This is a genomic window from Teredinibacter sp. KSP-S5-2 (assembly GCF_032773895.1).
In the GTDB taxonomy this organism is placed as follows: Bacteria; Pseudomonadota; Gammaproteobacteria; order Pseudomonadales; family Cellvibrionaceae.
Window position 1 is genome coordinate 2,698,799 of sequence record NZ_CP120416.1, and the last position, 15,938, is coordinate 2,714,736.

Sequence of the window (15,938 nt, forward strand, 5' to 3'; positions counted from 1 at the left end):
CTTGTCTGCGACAGTGCTTGATTGTTACATTGGTACAAGCATACTTACAATCTACCTCACTATAACGATAATCAATAGGAACCTTGATATGCGCAGGATATTATTAGGTTTAGCGATAGTTGTAATCGCAACCGGCTGTTCAGAGAACAACAATCCGTATATGGATGACATTCAGGCCGCCAAAGAGAAAACCCAGCAATGCCTGGATGAACTACATGCAGCCATCTCCGCTCGCAATGAAGCAGAAATGAACCGGCTCACTAACGACGAACAATGCATGCTAGCGAACAAAGCCCATGCTCGGCACGTTAACCAATCAAAAATTTCTCCGGCTATTCCCCCATCGAATGATCCGAGGCAACCCGCGACAGATTCGAACCACGGTACACAGATCAGCCCTGTTGAAATCGAAGCAGCAAAAGCCAAACAAAATGAAGAGTGGGAAAAGGAGTTCCGAGCTATGGAATTTCGCGATTACTACCAGCTTTCAAAAAAATGCTTAACTTCTATGATCGAGAGAAAAACACCTCGCTGCGCGGTAGTAAGAAGCTTAATCAACGAACGATACGAGGCAGAAGAAAAAACTCTCCTCGCAGAATATCAAGACAAGTCTCTCGAAGAGTACGCTAAAGCAGTTTGTACAGGCGAAAGCCGTGATGATGCAAAATGTGAAATAGCCTTACGAGCTTCAGGCAAAGCACGTCAGTAACCCCTCTGCCCATGCCCACACCCTATTTAGCGGTGTGGGGTTCCTTTCTCATAATTTTTCTTCTCAATAAATCACTTTTATTTTTCTATATACAACTAAAACGTTTGAGAAATAAAAATTAATGCTCCCACGATTAGCAATCCAAACCATCCGGGATGTCGCCCTTTTGTCGCAACAAGCACCAAAACACAACCGACTAAAAATGCCACTCCTATTGCATTTAGCACAACCAAACGAACTGAACCAATATCCAATGCAATAGTTAAAAGGATCGCAGAAAAAGTCCACCCAAATACACTAACCAAATGCCATGTAGCCCAAAGAATTCTTACACTACCTGGCTTCAGAGGAAAAACACCCTCACCAGAAATAACACCGAAGTTACGCAGTTTACTGAAAACAAGCATCTCTCCGAGAATTGAATGCACACACCCGACAAAAGCAGCAATAATAGCTGCAGCAACTAAAGCACTTTGCATACACACACTCTGCGATTTATCACTTAGATACCCCCTATCAAAAATATAACCATCTATGCACACACATTTGATATGCTCATACAAGAAATAGAAAAAAACAACGACATATCTCTGTACATCATGCAGAAACATCATATTCTCCTTCATTTAACACCTCAAGCCAGAGCTTTCCTTTTTCTTCAGCAGTCAAAAAAGTATAGAGCCTAATTAGCAGCGTTTAAGATCTATTTAAAAAAAGCCCCCTCTTGATAAAAAATTAACTTCAACCAGTTGTTTTTGGGGTTGACTCTACGGCAATCACAACGATGACAAGCGATCGAAAAACTAAAAAAAATATCCTCCTGCTCCATATGACTAACTCCACTAACTTCGACTGATATACATCTAGACGACGTCACCAAAATTCCGTTATATTCGTGGGCATACATAATTCAAGACAAACTCTACAAGGTAATACACATGGAACTGACGCTTACTCAGGCTCGCGTAATTGGCTCACTACTTGAAAAAGAAATTACCACTCCAGACCAGTACCCCCTCACCCTCAATTCACTTACCACTGCCTGCAACCAGAAGACCAGCCGGGAACCGGTAATGAGTTTGACTGAAACCGACGTACAGGAAGTTCTGGATGAACTAAATAAAAAAGGCTTAATTAGCGAAGTGGTTTTTGGCAGTCGGGTACCAAAATATAAACATCGTTTCTGCAATACCGAATTCAGCCAACTACAACTAAACAAAAAAGAACTTGCCTGCATATGCATCATGTTATTGCGCGGCCCGCAAAGCACAGGAGAACTGCGGACGCGAACAACCCGACTATACGGGTTTGTAGATGTATCTCAGGTGGAAAACACGTTGGAGCAACTAATGCAACGAGACGGAGACCCACTGATTGTTCGCTTAGAAAAAGAATCAGGAAAACGGGATTTTCGCTACATGCATCTATTGGGAGATGAAGAAAGCTTTAATCAATACGTATCCTCGCAACAGGAAAAGCAAGCCGTAGGCACCTCAGTAATGAGTAAAAATCAATATCTGGAACGAATAGAATCGCTGGAAAAAGAAGTAGCCGAACTTAAGGATGAAGTCGCTTACCTAAAACAACAATGGGAAGAACTGAATAGCTAATTCGTTCAAAGCCAAAATCAGATTAGTTTATTTACCACATGCTCTATTTTAAGCAGGGAAGCTTCTGGCTACTCGCCCGTTTCTTGGCAATAAAGCCTTTACAAAAAACTCTCTATCAAAAAAACGGGTCGATAGATTTGAGCCCTTCTCAGCCTTATCAATTAAAAATCAAATCGCTAATACAACTAAATAACTGTCTTTATTTGAAGGCCCATTCAAAAATAAACCCGGAATCACACTCATCGTCCATCACAAAAAACAAACCTCATTTACTACGCCAGATAATGATATAAATATTTTTATTGCACGCCTCGACGGCCCCACCATATCTATTTCAGACTTTGCTATTCGCTTTTTGGATATTTTTGTTTAACTTTTTAGACTGCATGCACAATTAGTAAAAAAGCATTAGAAAATAATCCCGAGACATCCAAAAGCTGCTATTGTTATTTGAGGCTGCTTGTTCTAGCGACAGAAGAAATCGGGGTATGCCTAACCAGGCCATAGAATCCTTCTGAATATAAACTCATTATTTAGTAGAAAGAATTATAGATGGATACCTTCTCAAAAATACTCAATGATTACGACGAAGATTTCCTGAACAGCTTTATTGAGCAAATTCACGAAGAAATTGCCAATATCGAATCCAATCTAATGCTAATCCATACTGCGACAGACAAACAGCAACGTCTGGATGCAGTTTTTGTTTCCATTCAGGAAATAGGTGTGGCCTGCCGCATAGGCTGCTGGGATCCGCTAATTCTTTTTATGAACAAAGCAGAAATGGTAATTTCCGGATTTCGCTCCGGACATCTACAAATGAATGAATTAGCCATAGAAGTCTTTCTGTTGATGATAGATATTTTAAGAACGACTGCAGAGGACATGGTTAAAATCCGTGTACTGGATTCTCACCTGCTTAATGCCTTCAGTCGTCGAATGGATGAAATTCATATTGCAGACCAGGAACAAAAAAACGAGTTACTCAACGAAACCTTACTACAGTATTCCGTTCGGGTTAAAAAAGACGTAGTCTATAATGCGTTCGAAGACGCAAACAAAAAAAAGCTCAGCCAGCCAATCCAATCAGCCAATATTGAAACAAGTTGCTCACTGGAAAGTGCGGAACTGACGCGCTTTTGTAATCTGGCAGACGCTCTGGAAATGCGTTTTCCTCATTGGCGAGGCCGAACAGAAACAATATTGGAAACCTGTTTGCTGATTAATGCCAGCCTGGGTGAAATTATAGATCACCGCCAACTAACTGCTGCCGTGTATCTACACGATATTGGCATGGCGTTACTTCCCGACTCCATCGTCTATAAAAAAGGAAAATACAGCTCGGAAGAAACCATGCTAATGCAAAATCATCCGAATTACGCCTATGACATACTTAGTTGTATTCCGGATTTTGAGGACGCGGCACAAATGGTATTGCAGCACCATGAATGGTTTAACGGTGATGGATACCCTGCGGGTCTTAAGTATTCAGGTATTGCCGCTGGAGCACAAATTCTTTCCATTGCCGACACATTTTATTCACTGACCCATTCACGCCCGGATAGAAACTACAACAAATCGATTGTTCGCGCGCTTTCAGAAATTAATCGTAATATGGGGACTCAATTTGACCCGGATGTAGTGGAAGCCATAAATGCAATCAGTCGCCAACTTGTTTCACTCTACGAAAACAAACCCCATTTCACTTCAATGCATCATGAAAATGTAGATAATCTGGAAGTAAACAGCGCGAACGAATACGACCCTCACTTTTCGACCATTCATGCTAAATACGGAGCATAAAAAAGGGTTTACCGGGCAAGTATTCCCTGCCCGGTAAAATCTCACACTTAATTTGTTAATACGATTCGATACTTTGCTTCACCACTTCGTAAACGTTTCAACGCGTCGTTGACTTTTGCCATAGGAAAGGTTTCCACGACCGGTTGAATATTATGTCGTTTGGCGAAATCCAGCATTTTGACAATCGTTGCCGGGCTACCAACGGGTGAGCCGGAAACCTGTCTTTGCGCCCCAATTAACCCAAATACCCCAATATCAAGAGGCTCCAATGTTGCCCCCACGAAATGCAAACGCCCTTTCGGGGCAAGCGTATTGATGTAGAGGTTCCAATCCAACTTCACATTGACCGTGGAAATAATTAAGTCGAATTGGCCAGCAGCCGCTTCAAGGGCGTTTTCATCACGAGAGTTCAGTGTGTGATGAGCACCGAGTTCAAAGGCCTCTTTTATTTTGGCTTCAGACGAGGTAAACGCTGTGACCTCACATCCCCATGCATTGAGAAACTGGACAGCCATATGTCCCAAGCCTCCAATACCGATCACCCCAACTTTAGCGGTTGGGGGGATATCAAACTGCACCAACGGATTGAACACAGTAATACCACCGCAAAACAATGGGCCGGCGGACTCCAGGTCCATTCCTTCAGGAATAGCAATAACGCTGTTTGCCTGAGCACGAACTTTATCGGCAAAACCACCGTGATGGTGGACGATGGTCCCTGCTGCTGTCGCACATAAATTGTGATCACCGGATTGACAACAAGCACAATGGTTACAGTAGCCGGCATGCCAACCCAGTCCGACATTTTGCCCGATGGTCAAGTTGGTAACCTTTTTACCAACCTTTGCAACAGTACCAACGACTTCATGGCCCGGCACCAATGGGTAAGAAGTCATTCCCCAATCATTATCCAACATGCTCAAATCACTGTGGCAGATACCGCAGTATTTGACATCTATTTCAACTTCATTCTCGCCTAATTCACCTGGGTCGTACTCAAAAGGCTGGAGTTCGCCGCCCATATCTTTCGCTGCGTAAGCACTGATCATTCTTATCTCCCATTAATTGAATTGCTAAATGCATTTAAATAATGAAACAAAACGAAAGATAGCAGTGATTTTGTTGTTTTTGCGTGAAAAGAATATTACAGCGCCAATAACACAGGCATTAAAGGAAAATCAAAAAATTAAAACTCTTTACAACTAATCCAGACAATATAGATACCAGGCACTTTTTCTAGCCTGTAATTTATCGTATAGATTTTGAGCGGCAATATTATCTTGTGCCGTTAACCACTGTAACCTGGCAGCCCCCTGAGACTTGGCATACTCCCCTGCACATTCAATTAATTGACGAGCAAAACCTTTTCCCCGGTGAGCCTCGCAAGTATATAAATCATTTAATACCGCTACCTTCGAGGTGATCGAGGAAACATAAGTAAAATAGACCGTTGCAAAGGCGACAGGTTTTCCGTGGTGGCGATAGAGAAATTGGCAACCTAACGGACTGCCACTGCCAAGCTGAGAAAAGAACGTCAGGTTTCGTCCATCAGAAATGTTTTGTACTTGATAAAACTCTTGATACTGTCGAATTAAGGGCAGCAATTCGGAAAGATTATCCGGTGAAACTCGTTCAATCATTATAGTTACGCTCACCTACTCCATTGTCTGAAATACCATTTACACGTAAAAGTATTCATCAAAATCTGTCGAGCATCTATGCACTAAAACAAATTTTTATACATTGTGAAGGTGTTGATATATTGCTTTTTAAAACAAATGAGAAAGAGTGCTATTTCAATGACAGAAGTACAAAACAAAGATACAGAAAAGATTTTATAACGCCTCATAAGGAGAGGCGCTATAGAGTGAGTGTGCCAGGCTCTCATAGTAATATTACTGAAGCAAATAATATGCGTTGTCTCACTGGTCGGACCAAACAGCAAACTCGTTACCACTAGGCTCAGAGAAATGAAAACGTCTTCCTCCCGGAAAGGAAAATATCGATTTTACAATTTCCCCTCCGGATGCTTTCACTTTTTCAAGCGTTGCTTCCAGATCCTGACTATAGAAGACCAATAGTGCCGCACCATTTTCAGTTCTGGATTTCATGTCTGCCAAGTAAAAGCCGCCATCCAAACCCTGGTTGGAAAACGCCGTGTATTCAGGGCCGTAATTAACGAACTGCCAATTAAACGCGGATTGAAAAAATGTCTTTGTAGCGGTTAAATCTCGCGAAGGGTACTCTACATAGTTTAATTTTTCATGTTCGTTCATAACCAGCTCTCCTAAACTTATCAACGACATAGAATATGGAATTGACTATGCATTCTAGACTGCCTAGTCACGTGAAGTGTTGATTTATTTCCTTCTTGGCGGCAGTGTTTGAACAAACGATTCACATACTGTAATCCAACGCGTTAAATCCGCCTCTTTTGCAATACCTTCCGGCAATACATAAACCATCCCTTTCATCACTTTACCGATAAAGTCCATTTCTCGTACATGTTTTTGAGCCAAACACTCGGAATAACGCTCATTCCCTACACGAGCCATCAATGTATCGCCAAGAATACCGCAGCACATATGGTTGTTTACCATGTAGCAGAGTCCACCAAACATCTTTTTTACTTGCACATCTTTACGACCGAAAAAATACTCATTCATTCTTTCCTCTAAACCTGCATCATACGCCATAGTAGAAAACTCCTTGTATTAGCAAAAAATATATTGTCACTTTGTTTTCGTAGAGATTAACAATGACTCATAGGCTCGACGTACAGCATGAAAGTCTTCACTTTCTCCCCCTTTATCCGGGTGAGCCTGAGCAATTTTTTTTCGGTAAGCTTGTTGAATGTCCTGCCAACTTGCATCCTGTTCAACACCTAAAATCGATAGAGATTCTGCACGTTCATCCAACGCATGGTAGCGTGTCCAGAAATTCGCCATAAGCTGGCTGACATTTTCCGGGGTTGCACAGTGGAAGTTCTGCCAATCCAGGTAATACTCCGCTAACGCTTTTTCTGCTGACAACTCGCTTAAGTCAGACCCTACGCCCTCCGGCACAACAGACAAACGAATAGTTGATGGCGTAATATCTAAACGTTCGCCCTTCTCAAAAAGCTCAGTTTGCAAACCATAGAGACAATGGCGGATATAGAAGTGTTTTTGAAACAGGTTAAGTAGAACATCCTTCGACCACGGGTACAGATCGTCATCGCACAATGTCTGGATTAAGTCGTATTCCTTTAGCTCAGAAACTTCCTTGAGCATCTCATATATGCGGGAAAACGTCTGGAGAATGTGTGTCTGGGTAAAAGCAGTGATAGCACGCACCTGTCGTTTTGGCGTCAGGCACGTATTTCGCTAGGCCTGACGATTAGCCTGTTGTTGTAAGAGTAGTTTAATTTCCGCGAGTTCGTTTTTGATAGTATCCAGTTCTTTATGCTCGTTCTCAAACCCTTCCTGCATATGCTCCCGGTGCTCCTGCTCCATAACGTTCACCACAATACCAATAATCATATTCAAAAATGCGAACGCGGTAAAAAAGATAAACGTAATATAGTATGCCCAGCTCCATCCGTGAACAGTCATTGTCTCATACATAACATCCGTCCAATCTTCAAAAGTCATAACACGGAATAAAGTAAGAAGACTAACCGCAATATCCCCCCATAATTCGGGGTTGATTTCACTAAAGAAGGTGCTGCCCACTGCCGCATAGATATAAAAAATAATAAACATGAGCAGCACAACATAAAACAATTGAGGTAAGGCCTTGATCAGGGAAACCAGAAGCGTCCTCAATTCGGGAATAATAGAAACCATCCGCAACACACGGAAAATACGTATTAAACGACCAATTACCGCCAACTCGCTGTTATCGATAGGAATTAAGCTAACAATAACAATGGTGGTATCAAAAATATTCCAGCCATTCTTAAAGAAATCCCGTTTTCGTTCTTCACCGATAAAACGAATGGTGATCTCCACAAGGAAAATCACGGTAATTAACCAATCCAGAATATGAACGATTTGTGCCACAATTTCCGGGATATCGTAGGTCTTTACACCAACAACAATGGCAGAAAAAATAATGACAGAAACAACAAATGTTTCGAACAGGCGGTTAGAACGAACCTCGGCAAAGGTTCGGACGATTTGGCTGGCTTGCATAGAATTATGACTTCTTTTCGTTATACAAACAGTCTTGACTAAATGAGGTGAAATCCTGCTCGGTCCATTCGGAATTTGGCTTGTCGATCATGCTGTCACACCACTCTTCCGACATTCGCTTTTCCGAACAACCGAACAAACAGACTGAAGCGAAGGCAATATAGACTATGCGCGTCGCCATGTGGTTCCCTCTTTTGAATCTTCCAAAATAATATTGGCAGCAGTGAGTTGCTCACGAATTTCATCCGCTTTGCCCCAATCTTTATCCAGTTTGGCTTGTTGGCGCGCCTGAATAAGTGCTTCCACATCTTCCGCACTGATCTCGTCACCAGTGGCGGCCTGTAACACGTCATCCGCAGCTTGCTGCAAAATTCCCAAAGGTTCAGCAAGCGCTTTTAACAAAGCCACTTTAGGTTCGGCTTCTGCACTGTCTTTAGCTGAATTGATTTCTCGAACCAATTCGTACATGGTGGCAATAGCGATACTGGTATTGAAGTCATCGTTCATGGCTTCAATGTATTTTTTACCTTCTGTGGTTTGGCTGGCTGCAGCCCAATCCAAAGCGTGTACCGAATCGTAACCACGTAGCGCATTATAAAAACGCTCCAAACCATTTTTGGCTTCAATCAGATTTTCTTCCGAATAATTAATCGGACTGCGATAGTGGCTGTTAATTAACAGGAAGCGTACAACTTCTGGATGATAGTTTTGCAACACATCACGAATGGTAAAAAAGTTGCCTAACGATTTAGACATTTTCTCGCCATCCACGCGCAACGCGCCAGCATGCATCCAATAGTTGGCATACTGACAACCATTTGCCGCTTCGCTCTGGGCAATTTCATTTTCGTGATGAGGGAAAGGCAAATCCGGCCCGCCACCGTGGATATCCAGAGTTTCGCCCAGGCAGGCTTTACTCATTGCGGAACATTCAATATGCCAACCGGGACGCCCTTTGCCCCATGGAGACTCCCAATAAGCCTCACCTTCTTTCGCGGATTTCCAAAGCACGAAATCTCGCGGGTCTTCTTTTGCATCTTCAACGGAAATACGCGCGCCTGCCAATAATTCTTCAGAGTTTTTGTTGGTTAACTTGCCGTAACCTTCAAATTTGGCGACACGATAATACACATCACCATTTTTAGCCTGATAGGCATAGCCTTTGTCTTCCAATGCCTGGATAAGAGCAAGAATATCGTCCATATGTGCGGTGGCACGAGGTTCACTGTTGGGACGAATAATTCCCAAACGAGTTTCATCCTCCACCATCGCCTCAGTAAAACGCTGAGCCAACGCGGAAAACTCTTCGCCGTTTTCATTTGCACGTTTTAATATTTTGTCATCAATATCCGTGACGTTACGAATATAGTTTACATCCCAGCCTTGCTTGCGCAGGTAGCGAGTAATAAAGTCAAACGCAATCAGAACACGTGCATGACCAATGTGACAGTAGTCGTACACCGTTATGCCACACACATACATATTAATTTTGCCTGGCACCAAAGGTTTAAACACTTCTTTTTTACCGGACAAGGTGTTGTATAACGAAAAATCTACTGCGTTTGACTTACTCATTGATTAAACCTAGCTCTATACTTTTATATTTCTTAACACAATTTACACAAGCCAAGGGTTTGCTTGTATGTATTTGGCCTCTATTTATTCTCTTCCTTGGTCCAGCTGTCTTTTAACCCAATGGTTCGGTTAAAAACCAAACCTTCGGCTTTGGCATCACGACAGAAATACCCTTCGCGCTCAAATTGATAACCTTGCTCTGGCTCTGCCGCTAATAATCCCTTTTCTCCTTTACAGTTTTGCAAGGTCACCAAACTTTCGGGATTAATACAGGCCATATAATCTTTACCACCCGCGTCTGGAGCTGGATCAGTAAATAAACGGTCATACAACCGAACGGTAAATTCTGCACAATCGTGGGCGGCAACCCATTGAATAACACCTTTTGGCTTTACACCATCTTCCGGGTTTTTACCCAAGGTTCCTTCGATAATGCGTGCACGCACTTCCACAATATTGCCCGCGTCATCTTTAATCGCTTCATCCGCTTCAATTACATAGGCGTTACGTAATCGAACCCGTTTACCTAACACCAAGCGCTTATATTTTTTATTGGCTTCTTCCCGAAAATCCTCCTGATCAATATACACTTCATGACCAAATGCCAATTCACGTTCAGGCAAATCTTCCCGGTTGGGGTGACCAGGCGCAGAGAGCAATTCGGTTTTGTCTTTCGGATAGTTGGTCAACACCACTTTCAATGGCTTAAGCACACACATTGCTCGTGGTGCGTTTTTATCCAGGTCATCACGAATAGCGTGCTCCAACATGGCAATATCCACCACGCCATCAGATTTGGTCACGCCGATCATGTCGCAGAACTTCCGAATCGATGCCGGGGTATACCCTCTGCGGCGATAACCCGCGATAGTAGGCATTCTCGGATCGTCCCAGGATTCCACCACGCCTTCATCGACCAGATTCTTCAGTTTTCGTTTAGATGTAACGGTGTAGTTCAGGTTTAATCGACCAAACTCATACTGTTTTGGTTTGCTGGGCACAGGCAGATTTTCGATAAACCACTCATACAGCGGTCGATGGTCGGCAAACTCAAGAGTACAAATAGAATGTGTCACCCCTTCAAGGGCGTCTTCCTGACCGTGAGCAAAATCGTAACTTGGGTAAATACACCATTTATCACCGGTTTGGTGGTGATGCTTTTTACGGATTCGATAAAGAATCGGGTCACGCATATTGATATTGCCGTGGGCCATATCAATTTTTGCACGCAATACTTTCGCCCCTTCCTCGAACTCACCGTTTTTCATTCGCTCTAACAAATCCAGATTTTCATCTGCGCTGCGATCACGATAAGGCGAATTTTTCCCCGGCTCGGTTAAGGTTCCACGATATTCACGTGCTTCCTCAGGTGATAAATCACAAACATACGCTTTACCTTCGCGAACCAGGTGCTGAGCCCATTCATAGAAGGTGTCAAAGTAATCCGACCCATAACGGATATCACCAGCCCATTTAAAGCCAAGCCATTCCACATCGCTCTGGATGGCATCAATGTATTCCTGGCTTTCTTTCTCGGGATTGGTGTCATCAAAACGTAAGTTGCATTGACCGCCAAAAGTTTCGGCAAGACCAAAATTCAAGCAGATGGACTTAGCATGGCCGATATGCAAATAGCCGTTAGGTTCAGGTGGAAATCGAGTGACCACATTTGTGTGCACGCCGTCCTCAAGGTCTTTCTTGATAATTTGTTCAAGAAAATTTAGCGGCCTTTCTGAGGTCGCTGCCGCAGTAGAATCATTACTCATAGAAAGTGCTTAACTTATACGATGGTTATTTGAGCGGTTTCGTCCGCAAAGCAAAGGGCGTATTATAGCGACCTCCTTGTGTCTGCACAGTGGAATTACACATTCTTAGACCGATAACGCACTATAAGGCTGTTAAATGATTACATTGCATACAAATTTTGGTGATATCACGCTTGAACTTGATTTCGACAAAGCCCCGAAAACTGCGGCAAACTTCAAACAATACGCAGAAGACGGCTTTTACGATGGAACCATATTCCACCGAGTGATCAATAACTTCATGATCCAGGGTGGTGGTTTCGACGCGGACATGAGCCAAAAATCCACTCGCGATCCAATCGAAAACGAAGCGGACAATGGCCTTAGCAATGACGTTGGCACTATCGCTATGGCGCGAACAATGGACCCTCACAGCGCTTCAGCTCAATTTTTTATCAACGTAAAAGACAATGACTTCCTCAATTTCAAATCCAAGGATATGAATGGCTGGGGATATTGTGTTTTCGGTAAGGTCACTGACGGCATGGACGTAATTAACAAAATCAAAGAAGTTGCGACAGGCAGCCGCGCAGGACACCAAGACGTTCCTGTGGAAGCCGTACTTATTGAAAAAGTCTCCGTAGCCTAAGGCTTGTCTAGAATCAGGATCGTTAGTAGAAACACTATGACCACATACTTCATCTCCGACCTACATCTCTCCGAAGCCACCCCCAAGCTGTACGAGGCATTCTGTTCATTTGTCGATTCCATCGCCAAGGACGCGGATGCACTCTACATACTCGGTGATTTCTTTGATGCGTGGGTCGGCGATGACGATGATTCTGAAATATGCCAAACGGTTAAGAAGCAATTGAAACAGTATACCGATGCCGGATTAACTATCTATTTTATGGTCGGCAATCGGGACTTTTTGCTGGGCGAAACCTTTGCCCAGCAAACAGGTGTTACCTTGCTGGAAGACCCAAGCATCGTTGAAATTGAAGGCCAAACCCTGATGCTTATGCACGGAGACAGCCTTTGCATCGATGATTTCGAGTATATGCAATTCCGTGCGCAGGTTCGCAATCCACTTTGGCAACAGCAAGCATTGGCCATGCCTCTGGAACAACGCCGAGCTATCGCTGCACAGATGCGTAATCAAAGTAAGACCATGAACAGCAATAAAGCGGAAGACATCATGGACGTAAATAACAATACTGTTATTAACTTACTTGCCGCAAAAAATGTTTTTACCCTTGTTCACGGCCATACCCACCGACCCGATGTACACACCATAGAAATGCCAGGTATGAAGGCAAAACGTTATGTACTGGGCGACTGGGGTGATAAAGGTTGGTACATCAAAGCGGAAAATGGCGAATTAGAACTCGTGAGTTTCGATATCAAATAGCAGAACAAGGTGTTACCCCTGCCCTGCTTTTAACGCCTAATTCAAATCAGAAAAAATAACATTGTAGTCAGGTGGCCCAACTTTCTTCCCTTTTGGATCATTTATCCTGGAGCCCGCACAAGTAAAGGTACTGGTCGCATCGTCATAGGGGTAAACGTAGGCCGTTGGGCAGGCGGTTTTTAAATAGGATAACCAGGGCTGAATATCCGACACCCAGTCGGGATTATTGGAGTAACAACCGTTGTCACTGCCTCCATAACCCGGACCAAGAACTTTAGGCCAGTTCCCATCGGCTTTTTTGCTCGTACCACAACCACAACAATCAGCTTTTGCCGCACTGTTATAACACGAAGCCACTCCCGTACAACCTAATAAAGCGGTATAGCTCTGACCACCTTTGGTTGTTTTTCCGCAGTGTATTGGCGCACCAAAACTGCCGTCCATGCCACAAATTTGATCCGCCGACCACCATCCGGTCGCTTCACCGCAGACATTGCCCAGTATTTCTCCTTTTACGGCATTCTGCGCTAAGCCACATACTGATCCAGAAATACCACTACAGTCGCTTGCCGTGCTGCACTCGCAGTAACCCAGAGAGTTAGGTGCCTTGCCACTTGGGCAGGTTTTTCCAGAGAAAAGACTGGGATGAACATTCTGCATGGTTGAACTGTAGTCCTTACCGGCAATGGTTGGATTGATCTTCCAATTACAGCCGCTTAAACCGCCTTTTGTCCCGTTAGCTGCGCCAGCAGTTTCGCATGAATACGGGTCATTCTTGGCGGATGCATAGGTTTCACTTGCAGGCCCCATTTGCACAGCCAGATTCACGCCATTAATAATACTCACATCATAGAAATCCGGTCCAGGTGAGCTTGCTGCTGAGGTCTGATTACTTAGCGTAAACTCCACTAACGAAACCGGCGGATTACCTCCGGTACCCGTTGGACAAGGCTTGTTCGCGGCATTCCCACACTCCCCTGTTTGGCAGTTTTGTCCGTTAGCATCACAGCCTGTTCGCGCAAACATATTGCCGCTCCATTGAAACGGTTTACTTCCATCAGGCTCCTGAAAACATAGCGTTTGCAAACCACCTTTTGCATCAATTTTTACGCCCGCATTGGTTGGCAAATTCCAGTAACAGTAATTATTGTTGGTATTACATTGGGAGACACTGCCACACGCGTTGGAATCCGTCGCGCAGGAACAGGTGCCCGCGGTGGGAGGATTTGCTCCCTGGCAAGACCCGGCTGCACCGGTTGGGCAATCTGAATCGGATAAACAGGAAATGGTACCGCCAGCAACCCCCAACCAAATATCCTGACTGCTGGAATTGGCAACGGTCATAGTTCGCTGATTACCAGGACATGGTTGATAAGCCTGAGTCTGATACGATAAAAATAAGATAGAGAAGATGAACAGATGAGTAAGACGTAATAATACGTTAGCAGACGAGTTTTTCATTAGAAACCCTTTTTGATTGATGTAAATGAAAGCGTAGTTTTCAATAGCGAGTTTGCTATAAAAAACTTTTACCATTCACATCAAACTCATCCGATTGTCATCATAAGCATTAAAATCGATTTGACCTATGATTTGAATTAGTACTTTTTTAATAAAAACACTTGACCGGGTTCCCATAAAAAACGAACAACGTAATTTACACCAACAAAGAAAACCCCTCTCAAAAACGATAAGTTAAATTTAACGATAACAACAAACAAAAATTGCAGCCTCCAGATACGTATAGGCATATAAACATTTATATAAAATGTGTTTCTAACTAGAAAAATAAAGAAACGGATACAGAAAAGCATTTATTAACCAGCCCGCACAGAACAAAAAACGTTGCGACTGCTGAGCATAGAAAAAACAATGCTGACTAGAGCCCTTCTATAGCCAGCATTAACACAATATTAGTTTAATAAGCTTAATACCGGAATAAGCCAAGAAACCATTTCAACAGGAGTATTACCTATTACAGCCACAAAATCATCTTTCATATCATTTACATTTGAATAGGATGCGCAATTAAGAAAATTATCTTCCGAATCACAAAACAGTAACTCTCCAGCTAATACAATTCGATAGAACTCTTCAATTATCTCACCTTGCTGCTCTCGACCATATTCATAAAATGATTTATTTGAGTCCAAAGTAAACCTGTATGTAGGTAAAGCCCCATTTTCCGCAGTTTCTTCACAATAACTCTCGGATAAAGTAGTCATTCCATATTTATAGTACTGCCAAACATGTACCAACTCATGCATAACCAATTCAGCTGGAGGGTTATAATTATCGTAGTAAATAGTTGTTCTTGAAGTTTTACCTTCTCCGCTTAAGAAACCGCGAGACACGACATAATGATCAACATTATCACGCACAAACTGGGCAAAACCTGGAGATTTCAATCTAACCTCAAAAATCTCCACAACATCGCCATATAAGCCATGAAGCTCTACCACATCCGTTAGTTTTTGCTCCACCAGATTCTCATAGATCGTGGAAACCAACCCTCCTGTCTTTTTACAATCATCAATAAAATTAGGAAGAAGAATAGAGGTTGCACAAGCATTCTCATCAAAGCTAATAATGCACGAACGAACGTTGTAATCAACAGCACTGCACCCAGGTGTTGCAGCACATATATCACCATCTAGAAGGCCATCCAGCTCAGGAATAACATCCCTCGGATCAGGAAGAGAAAATTTTATCCAACCAGCATAAGCAGCTGACGTCGTAAAAACAAGAAGCGAGGTAAAAACAAGACTTAAAAACCTCATCAAATATACATTTCTATACATAATTATTCCCTTTACAAATTGAAGTAGAAAAAATCAAATAAAACCAGTTACTCATACCCCATCACGACTATCTTCCCGTCGAGAAAGCCACCCCATATAAGGACATAAA

General features: G+C 43.0%; 17 protein-coding genes. 5 read left to right on the forward strand and 12 right to left on the reverse strand.

The annotated features are described in order from the left end of the window. The first annotated feature begins 88 nt into the window (after positions 1 to 88). The gene (locus P5V12_RS11690) at positions 89 to 709 is read left to right on the forward strand and encodes a hypothetical protein (RefSeq protein ID WP_316953269.1); all 621 of its coding nucleotides are present in this window, start codon (positions 89 to 91) and stop codon (positions 707 to 709) included. Positions 710 to 804: 95 nt separating this feature from the next. On the opposite strand, the gene P5V12_RS11695 is transcribed toward P5V12_RS11690, so the two are convergent. Continuing rightward, positions 805 to 1,188, reverse strand: coding sequence for a hypothetical protein (locus tag P5V12_RS11695; protein WP_316953270.1), 384 nt, complete (start codon positions 1,186 to 1,188; stop codon positions 805 to 807). 459 nt (positions 1,189 to 1,647) lie between these two features. On the opposite strand from P5V12_RS11695, the gene P5V12_RS11700 reads away from it, so the two are divergent. Both P5V12_RS11700 and P5V12_RS11705 read left to right on the forward strand, forming a co-directional pair. Next, positions 1,648 to 2,319: a YceH family protein gene (locus P5V12_RS11700; protein ID WP_316953271.1), complete on the forward strand. Its 672-nt coding sequence runs from the start codon at positions 1,648 to 1,650 to the stop codon at positions 2,317 to 2,319. A gap of 552 nt (positions 2,320 to 2,871) precedes the next feature. Next, on the forward strand, positions 2,872 to 4,122 hold the full coding sequence (locus tag P5V12_RS11705) for an HD-GYP domain-containing protein (protein WP_316953272.1): 1,251 nt from the start codon (positions 2,872 to 2,874) through the stop codon (positions 4,120 to 4,122). Positions 4,123 to 4,169: 47 nt separating this feature from the next. Here the strand turns inward: P5V12_RS11705 and P5V12_RS11710 are convergent, their stop codons facing one another. From P5V12_RS11710 to P5V12_RS11750, 9 genes are all read right to left on the reverse strand, one after another. Further along, positions 4,170 to 5,171 (reverse strand): NAD(P)-dependent alcohol dehydrogenase, encoded by a 1,002-nt coding sequence (locus P5V12_RS11710; protein WP_316953273.1) that lies wholly within the window; start codon positions 5,169 to 5,171, stop codon positions 4,170 to 4,172. Between the two features lie 153 nt (positions 5,172 to 5,324). Beyond that, complete coding sequence (locus P5V12_RS11715) at positions 5,325 to 5,762, reverse strand: GNAT family N-acetyltransferase (protein WP_316953274.1); 438 nt, start codon at positions 5,760 to 5,762, stop codon at positions 5,325 to 5,327. A 282-nt stretch (positions 5,763 to 6,044) separates the two neighbouring features. Next, on the reverse strand, positions 6,045 to 6,398 hold the full coding sequence (locus P5V12_RS11720) for a VOC family protein (RefSeq protein WP_316953275.1): 354 nt from the start codon (positions 6,396 to 6,398) through the stop codon (positions 6,045 to 6,047). An 84-nt stretch (positions 6,399 to 6,482) separates the two neighbouring features. Beyond that, entirely contained in the window at positions 6,483 to 6,818 is a 336-nt protein-coding gene (locus tag P5V12_RS11725; RefSeq protein WP_316953276.1) for a TfoX/Sxy family protein, read from the reverse strand. Positions 6,819 to 6,854: 36 nt separating this feature from the next. Beyond that, on the reverse strand, positions 6,855 to 7,394 hold the full coding sequence (locus P5V12_RS11730; protein WP_316953277.1) for a DNA-J related domain-containing protein: 540 nt from the start codon (positions 7,392 to 7,394) through the stop codon (positions 6,855 to 6,857). 93 nt (positions 7,395 to 7,487) lie between these two features. After that, positions 7,488 to 8,297 carry an ion transporter gene (locus P5V12_RS11735; protein WP_316953278.1) on the reverse strand — a complete coding sequence of 270 codons (810 nt, stop codon included), beginning with the start codon at positions 8,295 to 8,297 and terminating at the stop codon, positions 7,488 to 7,490. A gap of 4 nt (positions 8,298 to 8,301) precedes the next feature. Continuing rightward, a complete protein-coding gene (locus P5V12_RS11740) occupies positions 8,302 to 8,478 on the reverse strand; it encodes a DUF3012 domain-containing protein (RefSeq protein ID WP_316953279.1) in 177 nt (58 codons plus the stop codon). Next, positions 8,463 to 9,872 (reverse strand): cysteine--tRNA ligase, encoded by a 1,410-nt coding sequence (gene cysS / locus P5V12_RS11745; protein ID WP_316953280.1) that lies wholly within the window; start codon positions 9,870 to 9,872, stop codon positions 8,463 to 8,465. The genes P5V12_RS11740 and cysS overlap by 16 nt, the downstream gene beginning before the upstream one ends. Positions 9,873 to 9,952: 80 nt before the next feature. Next, positions 9,953 to 11,638: a glutamine--tRNA ligase/YqeY domain fusion protein gene (locus P5V12_RS11750; RefSeq protein WP_316953281.1), complete on the reverse strand. Its 1,686-nt coding sequence runs from the start codon at positions 11,636 to 11,638 to the stop codon at positions 9,953 to 9,955. Positions 11,639 to 11,774: 136 nt separating this feature from the next. On the opposite strand from P5V12_RS11750, the gene P5V12_RS11755 reads away from it, so the two are divergent. Further along, the gene (locus tag P5V12_RS11755) at positions 11,775 to 12,266 is read left to right on the forward strand and encodes a peptidylprolyl isomerase (protein ID WP_316953282.1); all 492 of its coding nucleotides are present in this window, start codon (positions 11,775 to 11,777) and stop codon (positions 12,264 to 12,266) included. Between the two features lie 36 nt (positions 12,267 to 12,302). After that, complete coding sequence (locus tag P5V12_RS11760) at positions 12,303 to 13,028, forward strand: UDP-2,3-diacylglucosamine diphosphatase (protein WP_316953283.1); 726 nt, start codon at positions 12,303 to 12,305, stop codon at positions 13,026 to 13,028. A gap of 36 nt (positions 13,029 to 13,064) precedes the next feature. Here P5V12_RS11760 and P5V12_RS11765 read toward each other — a convergent pair whose 3' ends face one another. Together P5V12_RS11765 and P5V12_RS11770 are read right to left on the reverse strand one after the other, a co-directional pair. Next, positions 13,065 to 14,489: a thaumatin family protein gene (locus P5V12_RS11765; protein ID WP_316953284.1), complete on the reverse strand. Its 1,425-nt coding sequence runs from the start codon at positions 14,487 to 14,489 to the stop codon at positions 13,065 to 13,067. A gap of 452 nt (positions 14,490 to 14,941) precedes the next feature. After that, on the reverse strand, positions 14,942 to 15,829 hold the full coding sequence (locus P5V12_RS11770; protein ID WP_316953285.1) for a hypothetical protein: 888 nt from the start codon (positions 15,827 to 15,829) through the stop codon (positions 14,942 to 14,944). Between the last annotated feature and the right edge of the window lie 109 nt (positions 15,830 to 15,938).